We start from the raw sequence: 18,881 nt of genomic DNA, 5'->3' as shown, positions 1-18,881 counted from the left end.
AACCCATGATGTCTCACACCGACAGTCAGCCCAGAAACATCCTCGTCACCAGTGCCCTGCCCTACGCCAACGGCTCCCTGCACCTGGGTCATATTCTCGAGTACATCCAGACGGATATCTGGGCCCGCTTCCAGCGCGCCCGTGGCAACCAGTGCCTGTACATGTGCGCCGACGATGCCCATGGCACCGCCATCATGTTGAAAGCCGAGCAGCTGGGACTGACCCCGGAGCAGCACATCGCCAATATGCAGGCGGAGCACGAACGGGATTTCGCGGACTTCCTGATTGGTGTGGACAACTACCACTCCACCCACTCCGCAGAAAACCGTGAGCTTTCGGCGATGATCTACAAGCGCCTGCGAGAAAATGGCCATATCGCCTCGCGTACCATTACCCAGGCATTCGACCCGGAGAAAGAACTGTTTCTGGCAGACCGCTACATCAAAGGCACCTGCCCGAAATGTAAAGCCGAGGATCAGTACGGTGATAACTGTGAAGTCTGCGGCGCAACCTACAGCCCTACCGAGCTGATCAATCCGGTCTCCGCCATCTCCGGCGCAACGGCGGTCGAGAAAGAGTCCGAACACTTCTTCTTTACCCTGCCGGCATTCACCGATTTTCTGAAGCAGTGGACCCGTTCCGGCACCCTGCAGAGCGAAGTGGCGAACAAACTGTCCGAGTGGCTGGAAGACGGCCTGCAGGAGTGGGACATCTCCCGCGATGCGCCCTACTTCGGTTTCGAAATTCCCGATGCGCCGGGCAAGTATTTCTATGTGTGGCTGGATGCCCCCATCGGCTATATGGCCAGCCTGAAAAACTATTGTGACGCGAATAGCCTGGACTGGCTGGACTACTGGAAAAAAGACAGCACCGCCGAGGTGTATCACTTTATCGGCAAGGACATCGTCAATTTCCACGCGCTGTTCTGGCCGGCCATGCTGGACTCCGCCGAGTTCCGCACCCCCACCAAGGTGTGCGTGCACGGCTTCCTCACCGTCAACGGCAAAAAGATGTCCAAGTCCCGCGGCACTTTTATTAACGCGCGCAATTATCTGGACAATCTGAATCCGGAGTATCTGCGCTACTACTTCGCCGCCAAGCTGACCGCGGGTGTGGACGACCTAGATCTGAACCTGGACGACTTTATTGCCAAGGTGAATTCGGACCTGGTGGGCAAGGTGGTGAACATTGCGTCGCGCACCGCCAAGTTTGTGAGCAAGTCCGGCGGTGCGCTGGCGAGCGAACTCGCGGACGAGGCCCTGTGGGACCAGTTTGTGGAAGCGGCGCCGCGTATTACCGAATTTTTCGAGGCGCGCGAATACAGTCGCGCGACCCGCGAGATCATGGCTCTGGCGGATGCCGCCAATGCGTGGATTGCCGACAAGGCTCCCTGGTCTCTGGCGAAAGAGGAAGGCAAGGAAGACGAAGTGCTGGCGATCTGTTCTCAGGGCGTGAATATGTTCCGCGCACTGATTACCTGGCTGGCGCCGGTATTGCCGGCAACCGCGAAAAAAGCCGAGGATTTCCTGGGTGTGACGCTGGACTGGCATACTGCCACGACCCCGCTTGCGGGTCACACCATTAACAAGTTCAAGCCTTTGATGCAGCGGGTGGAGAAATCCCAGGTCGAGGCCACGCAGGAGGCGGCGAAGGAATCCCTGGCACAACTGCAGGCGGAAACCAAAGCGTCCTCTGGCCCTCTGGCAGACGACCCACTGGCGGAGCAGATTCAGTTCGACGATTTTGCCAAGGTGGATCTGCGTATTGCGTTGATTGCCAATGCGGAACATGTGGAAGGTGCGGGCAAACTGCTGCGCCTGACTCTGGATCTGGGCGGTGAGACTCGCAATGTATTTGCCGGTATCAAGAGCGCTTACCGCCCGGAAGATCTGATCGGCAAGCACACGGTGATGGTGGCCAACCTGGCACCGCGCAAGATGCGTTTTGGGGTCAGTGAGGGCATGGTGCTGGCGGCGGGCCCCGGCGGGAAGGACCTTTGGATCCTTGAACCTCACGCCGGCGCTCAGCCTGGTATGCGGGTAATGTAAACCCGCACACCATCGCACACCATGTAGGAGCCTGCTTGCAGGCGAACCTCCACAGGCTCCTACCAATCTTTAGGTTCAGTGGCGGCCCTCAGGGGTAGCCTTCTGCTCCACAACCTCATCGGCAATCGTTCCGCAGAAGGCTACCCCTGAGGGCCTTATCTTCAACTTCATTTTTTAAAAGGACTTTGTTATGCGTGGGGTTTTTCTTGATACGTTGACGATGAAGTTGGAAGAACTGGATACGTCCGCGCTGGAAAGTTCGCTGGATCAGTGGGAGTTTTTTGAAACGACTTCACCCACGCAGACGGCGGAACGGATCGCCAACGCGGATGTGGTGATTACCAATAAAGTGGTTCTCGACCGGGATCTGATCGAGGGCGCCCCCGGACTGAAGCTGATCTGCGTCTGCGCGACCGGCACCAACAATATCGACCTGGACGCGGCAGCGGCGAAAAATATTCCGGTAAAAAATGTGGCCGGCTATACCGGGACTTCTCTCGCGCAACATACCCTCGCGCTGATACTCGCTCTGGCCACGCGCTGGTACCAGTACCATGAGGATGTCCGCGATGGCCGCTGGAGCCAGTCGCCGATTTTCTGCCGCCTGGATTATCCGGTGATGGAACTGGACGGGAAGACCCTTGGCATCATTGGCTATGGCGACCTTGGTCGCAAGGTGGCGCGGCTGGGAGAAGCGCTGGGGATGCGCATTCTGATCGCGGATTCGTTTACCGGAGAATCAAAACCCGGCCGTGTGCCGCTGGAGCAATTGCTGGCGGCATCCGATGTGGTCAGTCTGCATTGCCCGCTCACGGAGCAGACCGATCGGCTGGTGAACCCGACATTTCTGTCTGCCATGAAGCGCTCCGCCTTTCTGATCAACACCGCGCGCGGTGGCCTTGTCGATGAAAAAGCCCTGGCCAGTGCCCTGACGAGCAGAGAAATCGCCGGCGCCGCACTGGATGTGCTGAGTGTTGAACCGCCACCACAGGACCACCCGCTGCTGGCGGACGATATACCCAATCTACTCATCACGCCCCACAATGCGTGGATCAGCCGTGAGAGTCGGCAGCGACTGCTCGACGGCGTGGTCGCCAATATTACCGGCACACTGAAACCCTGACCGTCACGCATCAGCAGTCACCTTTTAGACCTGACTGATCTGTCGCCACTCCTGCTGATACTCTTTTTTCCCAAAGCACCTTTTTCCCTGCGGAGTGCCTTGCGCCCGTCTTATCCTTCGCGCTCACCTTGATTGCTATCGGAGGGTAAAACCATGGCAACTGCAAAAGCCCCGAATTCCGGCTCCACATCGCCTAATTCAGGTACCACACGGGACAAGCTACACCAGGCGTACCACCTGGCCGGCGAAGCCGCGCAGGATACCGCCGCGAACGTGAAAATGCGCGCGCGGGAGACCGCCGGCACCATGAAAGCGCGCACCCGGCACGGGATGGAGAAAGGCAAACAGCGCGCGCAGGATGTCGCTGAAAAAGCGGAGAGTTCCATCAAGGCACATCCGCTGGTCAGTGTCGGCTGCGCCTTTGCCGCGGGCTGGCTGATCGCAAAAATTCTGAAATAACCGCTGGATTGCCTCGTTTACGCGGACAATGCCCGGCGCGCTAGCCGGGTGTTTCCCTTTGCACGTTTTACACTGGACTCACCCACTGGAGGCATTGCATGGCGGGCCCGCAGGACTCAGAACAGCCGCAATGGCACGAACCGCAGAGCGACCACCACGATCCCTATCAGGATGAATCTCCCCACACCGGCGCTGATCAGGTTGAAAGCCTGACCCAGGAGTTTTACGCCCTGCGCGAGCGCGCGGAGGCGACCATGACCCTCGCTTCGGCCTGGGCAGAGAACTTCACCAGTCTGGTACAGCTGGAATTCAAGCGCACCCTGCAGGCAGGCTCACGTATTGTGGTGATGCTGCTGGTCCTGTTCTTCCTCGCGATATCCCTGATCGTCAGTATCTGTGCGGGACTCGGCCTGCTGGGCTATTACTTCTTCCAGTCCATCTACGCAGGCTTCGGGATATTCCTCATATCGCAGCTCCTGATGATTGGCGGGCTGCTGCTGGCGGCAAACAACCTGAAAAAATTACTGGGCTTTGATGAATCCCGCAGACAGGCAAAAGAGGCTCTCGAAGATGTCACTGCGCTCTTTAAACAGGCAGATTGAACAACGCAGCCTGGCGATGCTGAAGCAGCGCCACTGCGCCACCGCCCTGTTGCGGCAGCAGCGAACGCACGCCCTGGTGCAGGCGCGGCGAGTGCCGCTGCCGGCCGCCATGCTCGGCGCCTTTGCCGGTGGCTTTGTGCTGCAGCGGTTTTTCAATCGCCCCACCGCACACTCTCTGGTGAACTGGTACCTGACGCTACGGGCGATTTAAGCCGGAACACTATCCTGGTCGCTGCCTGCGTGGGCGTCCTGCACCCCGCAGGCCAGGCGCTGTTCCGCACTGGCGGTCATTATCCGTTCGGCCACATCCACCAGTTTCAGATTCATATCCATAGCGCGCTGCTGCATGGTGCGATAGGCATCGTCTTCACTCATGCGCAGGCGCTTCATCAACATGCCCTTTGCCCGCTCTACCAGCTTGCGCTCGGTGAGGGTCCTGCGGGTTTCTTCCAACTCCGCACTCACCCGTTGAATATGTGCCACCTGCGTGCGGATCAGGTCGTACAGTGAGTGCGCCAGGGGTTGCCTACGCAACGTGCCCAGACCACTGGCCGTAACACTGCCATATAGACCGGGTACTTCTGGATCGAACAGCACCGCAAGAGCCGGCAGTTTGCTCCACTCCGCGGACTTCATCTGCTGTAACTGGGCATAATGCTGACCGAGTTCGGCCTGCGCGTCAGACACACGCTGACGGCTTACCCGCAACAGTCGTTCCGCCATGGCGTCTTCCAGGCGGTGCATGGCATCAATGCGTGCGGTGGCCAGCTGATACCAGACCTCACTGATCTCCGCGGCAATTGACTCGCCATTGTTCAGGCCCGCGATTACCAGCCGCAGGCGCTGCAGGTCCCGCGACGCCTGGCTCTCCTCAATCGACTGCCAGTGTGTCTTTTCCTGTTCACCGGCGTATTCCGCAAAAACCTCAAGACTGCTCCGCTGGCAGTCCTGCAACTGCTGCAGACGTTGGTGCACCCGGGTATCAAACTGACTGCTGGCGAATCCGAGCGCGCCCCAGGCGCGCTCCTGACCGGAGAACTCCTTCGCCTGCATCAGGTTGAACAGGGCAACCAGAAGTCGTGTGACTTCCGGATCGTCCGCGACGTCGGCAGCTTCGAAGACCACGCTTAGCAAGCCAGCGATCAAACGGCAGTAGGCATCCGTGGACTCCAGCGCACTTATCTCAAACGCATCAATGTGTCTGCGCAACTCCGCCAGTTCATCCAGCCCGTGCAGGGAATAGGCAATACCGTTCAGCAACCGCATATCCGGCGCGGTATCACCGCGATCATTCTGCAGATAGCGATTGTGCAACAGCGTACGAAAACGCCCTTCGCTGAGCTGGCAGGTCTGGATCTGGGTGTCGCGCTGCTCAGAAAAGCGAAAACCGGCGGACACCAGATAGATATTGCTGATGCCACGTTCGCGCTGCAGTTGGTGCACAAGATCGGAAACGGTGGTCACCAGCTCACAGCTCCCGGCGAGTCGCTCCAGTGCCTGGATTTCAGCCCGCTTGGCAGCAAGCAGGAATTTTTCCGCATCGTCACTGTGGTTCTGCATGTTAGTGCCCCCGCACGCCACTCCTTGTTACTGAGACTTCACGACAACGAACATGCCCTTACTCCAGCAATTTATATTCCACAAGGTACTCGACGCCGGTGATATCCCGTGTGTGCTATCGGGCCACGCGGGCAACTTGCACCAATTTCATGCGAACCACCCCGCATGCACCAGATCGGCGCACCCACACACCTCGATGTGGCCACGTATTGAGAACCCGCTCGCAATCCTTGCAGCAGCGGTACGCCAGGCGCCCGTTTTCCTGCAGTGATACGCCATTGAGAAAATTGGCATCACGTTTGCTACATGAAACCTGTGCAGGCAGGTGCAATGCGGCACACACGGGGTCACCCGAACAATCAGAATACTCTGGATAAAGGCGTCCACCACTGACCGATTTCGATCGGTCCGTGTGGGCGCCTTTTTTTGTGCCCGAATGTCCGCCCCCCGAGCGCACAGCCGGTCGCGGACGGCAGCAAAGGTGGTGCAGCCTCCAGGACTCAATAAAGGAAACGATTATGGCTTATCTCGCTCCAACCGAGTTTGTGACCAAAATGGTCGATGCAGGGGAATCGAAAATCTACATGTCCACGCGGGATACTCTGGTACGGGCCTATATGGCCGGCGCCATTCTCGCGCTGGCTGCGGTCTTTGCCGTGACCGTGGGCACCATGACCGGCTCCCACCTGATCGGCTCGATCCTGTTCCCCGTGGGCTTCTGCATGCTCTACCTGATGGGGTTTGATCTGCTGACCGGTGTATTCGTCCTGGCACCACTGGCATGGCTGGACCGTCGCCCCGGCGTCACCTGGGGCGGCATTCTGCGCAACTGGGGACTGGTATTTCTCGGCAACTTTGCCGGCGCACTCACCGTCGCGGTCATGATGGCTTTTGTCTTCACCATGGGGTTCAACACCGAACCCGGCGCGGTGGGCGCCAAGCTATCCACCATTGGGGAAGCGCGGACTCTCGGTTATGCGGAATACGGCGCAGCCGGCTGGTTCACCATTTTTATTCGCGGCATGCTGTGTAACTGGATGGTTTCCATGGGTGTTGTCGGCGCGATGATCTCCACCAATGTAAGCGGTAAAGTGATCGCCATGTGGATGCCGATCATGCTGTTCTTCTTTATGGCCTTCGAACACTCCGTGGTAAACATGTTCCTGTTCCCCACCGCAATCATGATGGGTGGTGATTTCTCGGTCATGGACTATCTGATCTGGAATGAAATTCCCACGGCGCTGGGTAACCTGGTCGGCGGTCTGGCATTTACCGGCCTGACCCTCTACAGCACCCACTACAAGACGGCGCCGAAGCGCCAGCTGAGTGCGCAGAACTCCACTGCCGGCAAAGAGGCCATGGCCTGATCCCGATAGCCCCGCACACCGCGGGGCTATTCTTTGCCACCTACCATGAACAGCTCCCTCACAGTGACCGTCGGTCAGCACAGCAGTGCCGGCGCAAAACCGGAAAACCAGGACAGCTACGGCGCTTTTCTCCCCACAGAACCGCAGCTGGCGGTGAAAGGTGCCGCCTTCGCTGTTGCCGACGGCATCAGCTCCAGCAGCGTCAGCGCAATCGCCAGTGAAACGGCGGTCAAGAGTTTTCTCGACGACTATTACTGCACGTCCGATGGCTGGAGTGTGCAGAGTGCCGCGGAGCAGGTGATCAGGGCCACCAATGGCTGGCTGCTGGAGCAGACCCGCCAGAGCCCTTTCCGCTTCGATCAAGACAAAGGCTATGTATGCACCTTCAGTGCGGTCATATTGCGAGGTCATGAGGCGCACCTATTCCACCTCGGCGACTCGCGTATCTACCGACTGCGCGGCGACACGCTGGAACAGCTCACCCACGATCACCGCGTTTGGCAGGGCGAGCACCAGAGTTATCTGGGCCGAGCCCTGGGTGCGGAAACAGATCCGGAAATCGACTACCGCCGCCTGCCACTCGTGCAGGGCGATCTATTTCTTCTGAGCACCGACGGCGTACACGAGCACCTTTCGCACCAGGCATTGATCGCGCTTCTGCAGCAGCACACCGATGGCCTCGATTCGATCGCAGAGAACCTGGTGGCGGCCGCCCTGGCCAACGGCAGCAGGGACAATCTCACCGTGCAGCTGGTACAGGTCGAAAAGCTGCCAGATTGCGCGCGCACCGTGGCGCTAGAGGCCGGGGAACTTCCCCTGCCCCCGATTCTGAGTGCCGGCGACGACGTTGACGGTTACACCATCGAGCGGGATATCCACGCCAGCCACCGCAGCCACGTGTATCTGGCTACGGACCGGGACAGCGGCACACCGGTGATCCTCAAAGCACCGTCTGTGGAGCAGTCCGAAGATCCGGCGCACCTTCAGCGCCTGTTGATGGAGGAGTGGCTGGCGCGACGGGTAAACAGCCCTCATGTGGTGCGCGCAGCAGAGAGCCGGCGCCCACGCAGCTTTCTCTATACCACGCTGGAGGTGGTAGAGGGGCAGACCCTGCGCCAGTGGATGACCGACAACCCGGAACCCTCTCTGGAAACCGTGCGAGGTATTATCGAGCAGGTCGGTCGGGGGCTGCAGGCGCTCCACCGGGCAGAAATTCTGCATCAGGATCTGCGCCCGGAAAATATCATGATCAGCGCGGCCGGCACCGTCACCCTGATCGATCTTGGCTCGGCAAAAGTGGCAGGCATTGCAGAGACCGCACAGGAAAATGGCCAGTTGATTCTCGGCACCGCGTTGTATAGTGCACCCGAGTATTTTCTCGGCGACAGCGGCACGCCCCGCTCCGATCTGTTTTCTCTGGCGGTACTCACCTATCACCTGCTCTCCGGCGAATTTCCCTATGGCACACAGGTAGCCCGCAGCAACACGGTGGCGGCCCAGCACAAACTGCGCTATCGCACCGTGCTGAGTGAGTCCCGGGCCATACCTGCATGGATTGATGCGACACTGAAAAAAGCACTGCAACCGAATCCGCTGCGGCGACACGAGGCACTGTCTGAATTTATTTACGAACTGCGCCACCCCAATCCGGAATACATCCACAGTACACGCCCACCCTTGATGGAACGCTACCCGGTGCGTTTCTGGCAGTCCGTCAGTGGCGTGCTGCTGCTTTTTGTCTTTTATCTGTTGAGCCTGATTTCCCAGGCAACCTGATCCCTGTATTGACCCAACTCTTGTGAATGGAGAACTCCTATGATCAATAACCGCCAGCAAGTGACCGACCTTATTTTGGTTGCCAAGGTACAGAAAGGTCTGAAGTGGGCGCAGGTGGCAGATGCCATTGGCCAGTCAAAAGAGTGGACCACCGCCGCCTGCCTCGGGCAGATGACCCTGGACAAGCAACAGGCCGCGGTGGTGGGCGAGCTGTTTGATCTCAGTGACGAAGCGATTGCCTGGTTGCAGATTGCCCCCTACAAAGGCTCCCTGCCCACGGCGGTACCAACGGATCCACTGATCTACCGCCTGTACGAACTGGTCAATGTCTACGGCACCACTATCAAGGAGCTGATCCACGAGGAGTTCGGCGACGGCATCATGAGCGCCATCGACTTTTCCATGGATATCCAGCGGGAAGAAGACCCGAAAGGCGACCGGGTGAATATGGTGATGTCTGGCAAATTCCTTCCCTACAAGACCTACTGATCCACGCGGTTGCACCGCGCGGTGACGGCGTCACGCCGGTGCAACCTTCCGCTGCCAGACTCGTTACAATACCGGACCCAACGTTGCCGCGAACGGACCCGAATCATGAGCCTGAGCACACTTTCCTCTACACCCCGGCCGGACAGCAATCGTGTCACCGATTTGCCGTTTTCGAGTACCGAGGCGGCGGAGCAGCTGGCGGATTTTATCCGCCGCCACCCCCATTTGACGGTGCTCACCGGTGCTGGGGTAAGTACGGATTCCGGCATCCCGGATTACCGCGATCGCAACGGGCAATGGAAGCGCAAACCGCCGGTGGACCACCGGGATTTTATGCAGTGTGCGGCCACCCGGCAGCGCTACTGGGGACGCGCCCTGATCGGTTGGCCGGTGATCCGCAATTCGGCGCCGAACCCGGCACATTTTCATCTGGCGGAGCTGGAGCGGCGCGGGCATATCAATCTGCTGATTACCCAGAACGTGGATCGATTGCACCAGCGCGCGGGGAGCCAGCAGGTTTTGGACCTGCACGGGCGCGCCGATGAAATCCGCTGCATGGATTGCGATTACCGGGCAATGCGCCAGCAGGTGCACGATCGCAGCTACGAGCTGAACCCGGCCTTCCGCGATTACACCGCCGAGGCGGCACCGGATGGGGATGCGGATCTGGAGGTGGATTTCAGCAATTTCCAGGTGGTGGATTGCCCGGACTGTGCGGGGATTCTGAAACCGGATGTGGTGTTCTTTGGTGACAATGTGCCGCGTACTCGAGTGCAGCGGGCGCTGGATACCCTGCAGGCAAGTGACGGTCTGCTGGTGGTGGGGTCGTCGCTGATGGTGTATTCCGGGTTTCGCTTCTGTCGCTATGCGAAAGAGTGGGGCAAGCCAATGGCGACGCTCAATCTGGGGAAAACCCGCGCCGACGATCTGATTGACCTGAAATTGAATGCAGATATTGGGCAAACACTAAAGCAGACCCTGAGTCTGCTTTAGCATTCCGATCATATCTCGGGCGATCAATCCTCCCCTTCGGCATCACCAATTTTATCTTGCGTGCGCAATTCAAAGTCACTGGCATCGTGCCGCTCATGTAGCTGTTCTTCCGGCTCGCCCCAGGTACGGTTGACCATACTTCCGCGTTTTACCGCCGGCCGCTCACCGATCTCATCCACCCAGCGGTTTACGTTTTTGTAGGTGTGGGCTTCGAGAAATTCTGCCGCATCGTAGGCTTTGTTTTTTACCACCGCGCCGTACCAGGGCCAGATCGCCATGTCGGCAATGGTGTATTCCTTGCCGGCAATAAACGGGTGCTCGGCCAGCTGGCGGTCGAGGACATCGAGCTGGCGTTTGACTTCCATGGTGTAGCGGTTGATGGGGTATTCGTATTTTTCCGGGGCATAGGCATAGAAATGACCGAAGCCGCCGCCGAGAAAAGGCGCTGCGCCCATTTGCCAGAAGAGCCAGTTGAGGGTCTCGGTGCGCTGCTCAGGTGTATGGGGGAGGAAGGCGCCGAATTTTTCCGCGAGATACAGCAGGATCGAGCCGGACTCGAATACACGAATGGAAGGCGTTGTGCTGTGATCAACGAGCGCGGGGATTTTGGAGTTGGGATTGATGTCCACAAAGCCACTGCTGAACTGATCGCCTTCGGTGATGCGGATCAGGTGCGCATCGTACTCGGCGCCCTCATGGCCCAGCGCCAGCAGCTCTTCGAGCATGACGGTGGCTTTGACGCCGTTAGGGGTAGCGAGGGAGTAGGGCTGCATGGGGTGCTTGCCCACCGGCAGTTCCTTGTCGTGGGTTGGGCCGGCGATGGGGCGGTTGATACTGGCGAACTGACCGCCGCTTTCTGCGTCCCATTTCCACACTTTCGGCGGGGTGTAGCTTGCATCCGACATGGTGACTCCTTAGCGCATTCTGGTTGATGCGTAAGAGTAAGCCGGTGGGGGAGAATTTCAAACGTCTGGCAGGTTATCGATCACGGCCTGGTAATCGGCACAGCGCTGCAGCAGCTGGACCACCTGCGGCAGCGGCTCTGCGTAGTTTTCCGGCAGGTCACGCTCGCCACTCTCGGTGGGTGTATAGGCCAGGCGTTCCTGAGGTGGGATGAATTCAGCGATGATTCCCGCCTCCGGCCGGTTGCCGCGGGCGTCGATGCGCAACCAGCCATAGCGTTCAAGGTAGACACTGTTGAGGCCGTGCAGGCAGTAGCGCCCGCTCGCCTTGTCCAGCAGCAACCGCTGATAGCGGAAACCAGAGGGTATCTCGTTGGCGCGCAGCAATGCGGCCAGCAGATGGCTCTCGGCAAAGCAGAAGCCGGTACCCGCGGTCAGTACCTCTGATGCGCGGCAGGTCACCGGATTCAGGGCAAAGTCACCACTGTGGCGAATTTCATCGCGCACGAACTCAAAGGTATTGCGCGCGGTGCCAAATTTGGCGCCGGAGCGGCATTTCAGATCGGCGGCGGCGGCGAGGATGTCCGGGTGCTGCCAGTCAATGATCGGGGTCGCTTGTAGGTAGGCTTGCATGCTCGAGTCGTTATCGGGGAAGGCGAATCAGAGGTCCAATCGCATATAAACGCTATTCGGGTCATTTGTATATGCGGCGAAGGGAGGACACTCCGTAAATCCGTGGCGCCGGTATAGCCGGTGGGCAGGATGAAAAAACGCCATCGAGCCGGTTTCCAGGCTGAGTCGGGTATAACCCCTGGCGCGTGATTCATCAATTATATGCGCCAGCATTGCGCTGCCAACCCCTTTCCCCCGCGCTGCGGCGCCGGTGCGCATGGATTTGATCTCGCCGTGATCTGACGCAAGCTCTTTAAGTGCGCCACACCCCAGCAATTCCCCGCCTTCCCATAAGGTCCAGAAGGTAATGCCTGGCTGGCGCAGACCCGCGAGATCCAGGGCGTGCACACTCTCCGGAGGCGATGTGGCGCGCATATCGTCTATATGTTCCTGTAGAAAGGCCGCGATAGTGGGGCCGGAGAGGTCGTCAATGGCGATCTTCATGTGCCGGGCATCTTTCCTGTGAGCAACTTGGGCCTGGGCCGGGATTGCGGTGTGCCGGTTTTCTTGCGGTTGCGGGGCTCAGAGCGGGCTGCGTCAGTTGAACGCCCCTACCCTCTCGCCCATAATACCGCCCCCTGATCAGGCAACACAGACTGAGCACTGACCTGCAGTGCCCAAACCAACAGCCTGCAAACTTTGCGCCAGCACAGCAAATTCGACGCCAGCCAGGCGGGCAATGCGGCCACTGGTGACGCGGGCACCCCTAGCCCTGCCTGTTATTTCTGCGCGAATCTGTTGCACGAACCGCGGCCCGGCGCAGTGGGCAGAATGGAATCTCTATGACCGAATTTACCGTCATTCTTCTCAGCACCATCCTGGTGAACAACTACGTGCTGGTACAGTTTCTCGGCCTGTGCCCGTTTATGGGGGTTTCCAACAAGCTGGAAACCGCCATCGGTATGGCCGGCGCCACCACCTTTGTGCTGACCCTGGCGGCCATCTGCTCCTACCTTGTGAATACTTACTTACTCGAGCCCTTCGGGATGGAGTACTTGCGCACCATATCCTTCATTCTGGTCATCGCGGTAGTGGTGCAGTTTGCGCGCATGTTTATCGAGAAGACCAGCCCGCTGCTGCACCGGGTACTGGGGGTCTTCCTTCCTCTTATTACCACTAACTGCGCGGTGTTGGGTGTAGCGCTGCAGAACACCCTCAAGGCAAACAACTTTTTCCAGTCCACCCTGTATGGCTTCGGCGCCGCGGTGGGCTTTTCCCTGGTGCTGATTCTGTTTTCGGCGATGCGCGAACGCCTGGCGGTGGCGGATGTGCCGCGACCGTTCAAGGGGGCAGCCATCGGCATGATGACCGCGGGATTGATGTCCCTGGCGTTTATGGGCTTTAGCGGCCTGGTATAAGGAGGCGACAATGGAATGGCTGTCTGAAGTATCCACGCCCCTGCTGATTCTCGGCGGTATGGCGCTCGTGTTCGGCGCACTGCTGGGCTTTGCCGCGGTGCGTTTCAGGGTCGAGGGGGATCCCATTGTGGATCAGATTGATTCCCTGCTGCCCCAGACCCAGTGCGGCCAGTGTGGCCACCCCGGCTGCCGTCCCTATGCCGAGGCCATCGCCAACGGCGAGGCCATCAACAAGTGCCCACCGGGGGGCCAGGCCACCATCAATGAGCTGGCCAACCTGCTGGACGTGGAGCCCACCCCGCTAGATGCGGAGCACGGTGTGGAAGACGTCAAGAAGGTGGCGTTTATCCGCGAGGCCGAGTGTATCGGCTGCACCAAGTGCATCCAGGCCTGCCCGGTCGATGCCATTGTGGGCGCCGCCAAGCAGATGCACACGGTGATCGTGGACGAGTGCACCGGCTGCGACCTGTGTGTGGAGCCCTGCCCGGTGGACTGCATCGATATGGTCCCACTGGAAACCAGCCTGCAGCAGTGGCACCCGAACAAACCCAAAGACGGTATCCAATTGATCGCCAGTGACAGACCCGACCTGCACACCGACGACCGGAGTGCAGCATGAGCCAAGTAGACCATCGACAGAGCGCCAGCGAGCGCCGCGCGGCCCGCGAGGCCCAGTTGATTGCCAGTGAACAAGCCCGCGACCTGTCCCGGGAACTCAAGATCAACGATTTCCACGGTGGTATCCACCCGCCGGAGAACAAGCATCAGTCCACCGGGGAGCCCATCGGCACAATTCCCCTGGCAGAAGACCTGATTGTGCCCCTCAACCAGCATATCGGCGGCACCGCCATTCCCCTGGTCAAGCTGGGAGACCTGGTATTGAAGGGCCAGAAGATCGCCGAAGCCGACGGCCCGGTGAGCTGTCCGGTGCACGCGCCGTCTTCCGGCAAAGTGGTCGCCATCGAACCCTTCTCGGTCCCCCACCCCTCCGGCATGGTGGCCGACTGTATCCAGATCCGCACCGACGGGCGCGACGAATGGTGTGCGCTCACTCCGCTGGAAGACTACGCCAACCGTGATATCGACGAAGTACTGGAGCAGATCCGCGACTGCGGCATCACCGGTATGGGCGGCGCCGGCTTCCCCACCGCGGTAAAACTGAACCCCCGCGGCGGTGCGGTCATCGACACCCTGATCATCAACGGCACCGAGTGCGAACCCTATATCACCGCAGACGATATGCTGATGCGCGAGCGCGCCGCGGAGATCATCGGAGGTGTGGAAATACTCGCACACCTGCTGGACCACCCGGAACGGGTATTGATCGGCATTGAGGACAACAAGCCGGAAGCCATCGCCGCCATGAAGCAGGCCGCCAAAGGCACCCGCTTCCACGTGGTGGTTTTTCCCACCAAGTATCCGTCCGGTGGCGAGAAACAGCTGATCGAAATTTTGACCGGCCGCGAAGTTCCCAACGAAGGGCTGCCGGCCCATGTGGGAATCGTGTGCCAGAACGTGGGCACCGCCCGCGCGGTGTTCCGCGCGGTCACCCTGGGCGAGCCGCTGGTCAACCGCATCACCACGGTGGTAGGGGAATCTCTGAGACACCAGCGCAATATCGAGGTACCCCTCGGCACCCCCATCCGCCATGTTCTGGAGCAGCACGGCCTCGACCGCAAGCGCCTGCAGCGCATCATCATCGGTGGCCCGATGATGGGCTACACCATCGAAGATGAAAACGCACCAGTGGTAAAAACCACCAACTGCATCCTGGCGCCCACCTACGAAGAGCTGCCACCGCCACCGCCGGCCCAGGCCTGTATCCGCTGCGGGCTCTGCGCGGAGGTCTGCCCGGCAAGCCTGCTGCCACAGCAGTTGTACTGGTATGCGCGCGCGGAAGACCGGGAAAAACTCCAAGCCTACAACCTGTTCGACTGTATCGAATGCGGTGCCTGCTCCTATGTGTGCCCTTCGAGCATCCCACTGGTGCAGTACTACCGCGCCGCCAAGGGGGACATCCGCGAGGCGCGCCGGGAAAAAGAAAAAGCAGACCGCGCCCGCGAGCGCTTCGAGTACCGCAAGCTGCGCCTGGAAAAGGCCGAGCAGGAAAAAGAAGCCAAGCGCCTGGCGCGCAAGAAGGCCGCCGAGGAAGCGCGCAAAAAGCGCGAGCAGGACGCCAGCAGCCCGGAAGCCAAGGCCGCCAAGGAAGAGTCCGACGTGGTGGCCGCGGCCCTGGCCCGGGTCAAAGCCAAACAGGCCACCCCGGAACAGCAGCTGGCCCGCGCCCAGCGTACCCTCACCAGTGCCGAGCACCGCGTCGAGCGCATGCAGAGCAAACTGAACGAGGCGGAAGAGGCGCAGAAGCCACAACTGGAAGCCCAGCTGAAAACCGCCGAGCTGAAGCTGAAAGAGGCCCGGGAAAAACTGGCAGAAGCCAAAAAACTGGCGACCGGCTCCCCAGCCGGGGAACAACCTGCCGCCGCAGGCGTAAAGCCCTCGTCCGCACCGGGCGTAACCGAAGACAAGCTGACTGTCGCTGGAGCATCGTCTTCCGCCGCCAGCGCTGCCATTGAGAAAGCCAAGGCTACTGCCGCTGCCCGCGCCAGTATGAGCCCGCAGGAAAAACTCGCCACGGAAATCGACGCGCTGCAAAAACGCGTGGCGAAAGCGGAAGCGCGCCTGGCCAAAGCCCGCGAAGAAGACGACCCCAATACCGGCGCCTTCGAGACCGCACTGGAAAAAATGCAGAGCAAGCTGCAGGACAAGCTGGCACAGCAGCAAGAGCAAAACGGGAGCGGAGAGTAGACCATGTCATTGATGCGAATCACCTCCCCCCACGCCCACTCCGGCCAGAGCACCTCAAAAGTGATGCTGCAGGTGGCCGCCGCCACCATTCCCGGTGTGCTGGCGCTGGTGATCTACTTTGGCCCCGGCGTATTGATCAATATCGCCCTGTGCCTGGCCGCGGCACTGGCCACCGAAGCGGCAGTGATGAAGCTGCGCAAGCGCCCCGTGGGCTTTTACCTGAAAGACTACAGCGCCCTGGTCACCGCCCTGCTGCTGGGCATCGCCCTGCCGCCCTACTGCCCCTGGTGGATTCCGGCGATCGGCAGCGTGAGCGCCATTCTGCTGGCCAAGCAACTCTACGGCGGCATGGGGTACAACCCGTTCAATCCGGCCATGGTGGGTTACGTGGTGCTGCTGATCAGCTTCCCGGTGGAAATGACCCGCTGGGCCGGCCCCGCCGACCTGATCCACGGCGCACCGGGACTGGGTGAGACCATCGACCTGATCTTCGGCAATATGAATGTGGACGGCTTCACCCGCGCCACGCCGCTGGAGATCGTGCGGCACAATGAATCCACCATCCTCGCCCAGCTGTACCAGATGGAGCCGGTATTCAACCAGGGCGCCGTCGCCGGTCTCGGCTGGGAGATGGCCAATTTCGGCTTCCTGCTGGGCGGTCTGTTCCTGTTGTTCCGCGGCCTGATTACCTGGCACGGGCCGGTGGCCATGCTCGCCACCCTGACCCTGCTTTCCACCGTCTTCTATGACGGCGGCAGCTCCCTGAGTGAGGGCTCACCCCTGCTGCACCTGTTCTCCGGTGCCACCATGCTCGGCGCATTCTTTATCGTCACCGATCCGGTCAGCGGCTGCACCAGCAACAAAGGGCGGCTGATCTTCGGCGCCGGTGTAGGCCTGCTGGTGTTTGTGATCCGTGCCTGGGGCGCCTACCCGGATGCGGTGGCTTTCGCGGTGCTGTTGATGAACTTCGCCGCGCCCTTTATCGACAACTACACTCTGCCGCGTACCTATGGCCACAAGGCCGCACGCAAGGCCACCGACCTGGAGGAACAGTAATGCTGAAGCGCTCCATCGGGAAGAACGCCGCCATTCTGGCCCTGTTTGCCCTGGTCACCGCCGGCACCCTGGCAGTCACCCAGATCACCACCCGCGAGCCCATCGAGCGGGCTATCCGCGAGGCCGCCGCCAAGGCTCTGCTGGAAATCATCCCCATCGAGCGTCACAGCAACGACCTGTTGGTGGATACCTATCCCATCCCCAAACAGTACTGGGCCATGCTCGGGCTGAAACAGGGGGGCAATATCAATCTGGCGCGGGAAGGCGATGGCACCATTGATGCGGTCATCGTCCCCACGGTGGCGCCGGACGGCTACTCCGGGCCCATCCAGATGCTGGTGGGGGTCAACCGTGACGGAACCATTGCCGGCGTACGGGTCACCAGCCACGCGGAAACCCCCGGCCTTGGGGACAAGGTGGAGGTAAAGAAGAGTGACTGGATTCTTTCCTTCGACGGCACGTCGCTCGAGGACCCCGGACGCGATATGTGGAAAGTGCAGAAAGACGGCGGCGCCTTCGATCAGTTTACCGGCGCCACCATCACTCCACGGGCAGTCGTCAACCAGGTGCGCACGGTGCTGGACTTCGTCGCCGAGCATCAGCAGGAAATCTTCAGCGCCCCTGTCTCCAAGCACGCGGTCGAAGTCGAACAGCCCCAAAACACGCAAGGGGAGGACAACTGATGGCGACACCCAACTACAGCGAAATTACCCACAACGGCCTGTGGAAGAACAACCCCGCATTGGTGCAACTGCTGGGCCTGTGCCCGCTGCTGGCCGTTACCGGCTCGGTGGTCAACGCCATTGGCCTCGGTCTCGCCACCACCGCGGTACTTGCCTGCTCCAACCTGGCGGTATCCCTTGTACGTCACCAGATGCCGGAAACCGTGCGCCTGCCCGCCTCGGTGATGATCATCGCCACTTTCGTGACCTGTGCCGAACTGTTGATGAAGGCATTTACCTACGAGCTGTATCTGGTACTGGGTATTTTCATTCCGCTGATTGTGACCAACTGCGCAATCCTGGGCCGTGCGGATGCCTTTGCCAGTAAAAACCCGGTGCTGCCCTCTCTGCTGGACGGGCTGATGATGGGGGTCGGCTTCAGTGCGGTACTGATTGTCATCGGCGCGGTGCGGGAAATTATCGGCCGCGGTACCCTATTCAGCGATATGGATCTGCTGCTCGGCCCGGTGGCCGCAAACTGGACCCTGCCGATACTGGGGCAGGATTACTCCGGATTTCTGGTGGCAGTGCTGCCTCCGGGTGCCTTTCTCGTGGCCGGGCTTTTGATCGCCGCCAAAAACGCCATCGACACCGGTATCGAGCGCCGAAAAAATGCCAATGCCAGCGTTGTCAGCGGAAGCAAACGCGTGCGTACCACGGGCAAAATTTCCTGAATTGCGCAGGGTTTTCCGCTAACAGGCGATCGGGTCGGCACCAGGCTTTTCCGGTGCCGACCCGACCCGCAAAAAAATACCGGCCGCAGAGCCGGTATTTTTTTGCGGAAGCCATGTCCTCAATTCCATGACCGGATCTTCTTCGTTTTCCACACAGCAACTCACATCACTTGCTTCTCGCGGCTCAGCTCGCAAATTCGCCATTTTCCCGAAGTTTTCTTCAACTAATTCCCCGTGTAATAAAACGTAATGGGATTTCCCTCACAATCCGCGAT

19 protein-coding genes are annotated in these 18,881 nt (G+C 59.9%); 15 read left to right on the top strand and 4 right to left on the bottom strand.

The window, feature by feature from the left end; all coding sequences use genetic code 11:
- Positions 1-8: 8 nt before the first annotated feature.
- The 5 genes from metG to LRR79_RS06830 all read left to right on the top strand — a co-directional run bounded on the left by metG (position 9) and on the right by LRR79_RS06830 (position 4,443).
- Entirely contained in the window at positions 9-2,048 is a 2,040-nt protein-coding gene (metG, locus tag LRR79_RS06850; protein WP_231759988.1) for a methionine--tRNA ligase, read from the top strand.
- Between the two features lie 190 nt (positions 2,049-2,238).
- Entirely contained in the window at positions 2,239-3,171 is a 933-nt protein-coding gene (locus tag LRR79_RS06845) for a D-2-hydroxyacid dehydrogenase (protein WP_231759624.1), read from the top strand.
- A 153-nt stretch (positions 3,172-3,324) separates the two neighbouring features.
- Complete coding sequence (locus LRR79_RS06840; protein ID WP_231759623.1) at positions 3,325-3,630, top strand: hypothetical protein; 306 nt, start codon at positions 3,325-3,327, stop codon at positions 3,628-3,630.
- Positions 3,631-3,728: 98 nt separating this feature from the next.
- Positions 3,729-4,232, top strand: a complete 504-nt coding sequence (locus tag LRR79_RS06835) for a hypothetical protein (protein ID WP_231759622.1) — start codon at positions 3,729-3,731, stop codon at positions 4,230-4,232.
- 16 nt (positions 4,233-4,248) lie between these two features.
- Positions 4,249-4,443 (top strand): hypothetical protein, encoded by a 195-nt coding sequence (locus LRR79_RS06830; RefSeq protein ID WP_231759621.1) that lies wholly within the window; start codon positions 4,249-4,251, stop codon positions 4,441-4,443.
- On the opposite strand, the gene LRR79_RS06825 is transcribed toward LRR79_RS06830, so the two are convergent.
- Positions 4,440-5,792, bottom strand: a complete 1,353-nt coding sequence (locus tag LRR79_RS06825) for a nitrate regulatory protein (RefSeq protein WP_231759620.1) — start codon at positions 5,790-5,792, stop codon at positions 4,440-4,442. The two genes, LRR79_RS06830 and LRR79_RS06825, sit on opposite strands and share 4 nt — an antisense overlap.
- A 518-nt stretch (positions 5,793-6,310) precedes the next feature.
- On the opposite strand from LRR79_RS06825, the gene LRR79_RS06820 reads away from it, so the two are divergent.
- The 4 genes from LRR79_RS06820 (at position 6,311) to LRR79_RS06805 (ending at position 10,417) form a co-directional block, all read left to right on the top strand.
- The gene (locus LRR79_RS06820) at positions 6,311-7,159 is read left to right on the top strand and encodes a formate/nitrite transporter family protein (RefSeq protein WP_231759619.1); all 849 of its coding nucleotides are present in this window, start codon (positions 6,311-6,313) and stop codon (positions 7,157-7,159) included.
- A gap of 45 nt (positions 7,160-7,204) precedes the next feature.
- The gene (locus LRR79_RS06815; RefSeq protein ID WP_231759618.1) at positions 7,205-8,935 is read left to right on the top strand and encodes a bifunctional protein-serine/threonine kinase/phosphatase; all 1,731 of its coding nucleotides are present in this window, start codon (positions 7,205-7,207) and stop codon (positions 8,933-8,935) included.
- A gap of 39 nt (positions 8,936-8,974) precedes the next feature.
- Entirely contained in the window at positions 8,975-9,424 is a 450-nt protein-coding gene (gene cynS, locus LRR79_RS06810; RefSeq protein ID WP_231759617.1) for a cyanase, read from the top strand.
- Positions 9,425-9,529: 105 nt separating this feature from the next.
- Positions 9,530-10,417, top strand: coding sequence for an NAD-dependent protein deacetylase (locus tag LRR79_RS06805; protein ID WP_231759616.1), 888 nt, complete (start codon positions 9,530-9,532; stop codon positions 10,415-10,417).
- A gap of 23 nt (positions 10,418-10,440) precedes the next feature.
- Here LRR79_RS06805 and yghU read toward each other — a convergent pair whose 3' ends face one another.
- Genes yghU through LRR79_RS06790 form a run of 3 tightly spaced genes read right to left on the bottom strand, consistent with a single transcriptional unit; the run spans position 10,441 to position 12,435 of the window.
- The gene (gene yghU, locus LRR79_RS06800) at positions 10,441-11,322 is read right to left on the bottom strand and encodes a glutathione-dependent disulfide-bond oxidoreductase (protein WP_231759615.1); all 882 of its coding nucleotides are present in this window, start codon (positions 11,320-11,322) and stop codon (positions 10,441-10,443) included.
- Between the two features lie 57 nt (positions 11,323-11,379).
- The gene (locus tag LRR79_RS06795; protein WP_231759614.1) at positions 11,380-11,952 is read right to left on the bottom strand and encodes a transglutaminase-like domain-containing protein; all 573 of its coding nucleotides are present in this window, start codon (positions 11,950-11,952) and stop codon (positions 11,380-11,382) included.
- A gap of 27 nt (positions 11,953-11,979) precedes the next feature.
- Positions 11,980-12,435 carry a GNAT family N-acetyltransferase gene (locus LRR79_RS06790; RefSeq protein WP_231759613.1) on the bottom strand — a complete coding sequence of 152 codons (456 nt, stop codon included), beginning with the start codon at positions 12,433-12,435 and terminating at the stop codon, positions 11,980-11,982.
- 338 nt (positions 12,436-12,773) lie between these two features.
- On the opposite strand from LRR79_RS06790, the gene rsxA reads away from it, so the two are divergent.
- Genes rsxA through LRR79_RS06760 form a run of 6 tightly spaced genes read left to right on the top strand, consistent with a single transcriptional unit; the run spans position 12,774 to position 18,606 of the window.
- On the top strand, positions 12,774-13,349 hold the full coding sequence (gene rsxA / locus LRR79_RS06785) for an electron transport complex subunit RsxA (RefSeq protein WP_043317662.1): 576 nt from the start codon (positions 12,774-12,776) through the stop codon (positions 13,347-13,349).
- 10 nt (positions 13,350-13,359) lie between these two features.
- Complete coding sequence (gene rsxB / locus LRR79_RS06780; RefSeq protein WP_231759612.1) at positions 13,360-13,968, top strand: electron transport complex subunit RsxB; 609 nt, start codon at positions 13,360-13,362, stop codon at positions 13,966-13,968.
- Positions 13,965-16,154, top strand: coding sequence for an electron transport complex subunit RsxC (gene rsxC, locus LRR79_RS06775; protein WP_231759611.1), 2,190 nt, complete (start codon positions 13,965-13,967; stop codon positions 16,152-16,154). The genes rsxB and rsxC overlap by 4 nt, the downstream gene beginning before the upstream one ends.
- Before the next feature lie 3 nt (positions 16,155-16,157).
- On the top strand, positions 16,158-17,210 hold the full coding sequence (gene rsxD / locus LRR79_RS06770) for an electron transport complex subunit RsxD (protein WP_231759610.1): 1,053 nt from the start codon (positions 16,158-16,160) through the stop codon (positions 17,208-17,210).
- A complete protein-coding gene (rsxG, locus tag LRR79_RS06765) occupies positions 17,210-17,893 on the top strand; it encodes an electron transport complex subunit RsxG (RefSeq protein ID WP_231759609.1) in 684 nt (227 codons plus the stop codon). Before rsxD ends, rsxG begins: the two co-directional genes overlap by 1 nt.
- The gene (locus tag LRR79_RS06760) at positions 17,893-18,606 is read left to right on the top strand and encodes an electron transport complex subunit E (RefSeq protein ID WP_231759608.1); all 714 of its coding nucleotides are present in this window, start codon (positions 17,893-17,895) and stop codon (positions 18,604-18,606) included. The genes rsxG and LRR79_RS06760 overlap by 1 nt, the downstream gene beginning before the upstream one ends.
- The last annotated feature ends 275 nt before the right edge of the window (positions 18,607-18,881 follow it).

The organism is Microbulbifer elongatus (assembly GCF_021165935.1).
In the GTDB taxonomy this organism is placed as follows: domain Bacteria; phylum Pseudomonadota; class Gammaproteobacteria; order Pseudomonadales; family Cellvibrionaceae; genus Microbulbifer; species Microbulbifer elongatus.
Note: the sequence above shows the minus strand (reverse complement) of the source record. Positions and strands in the feature narration are given on the sequence as shown.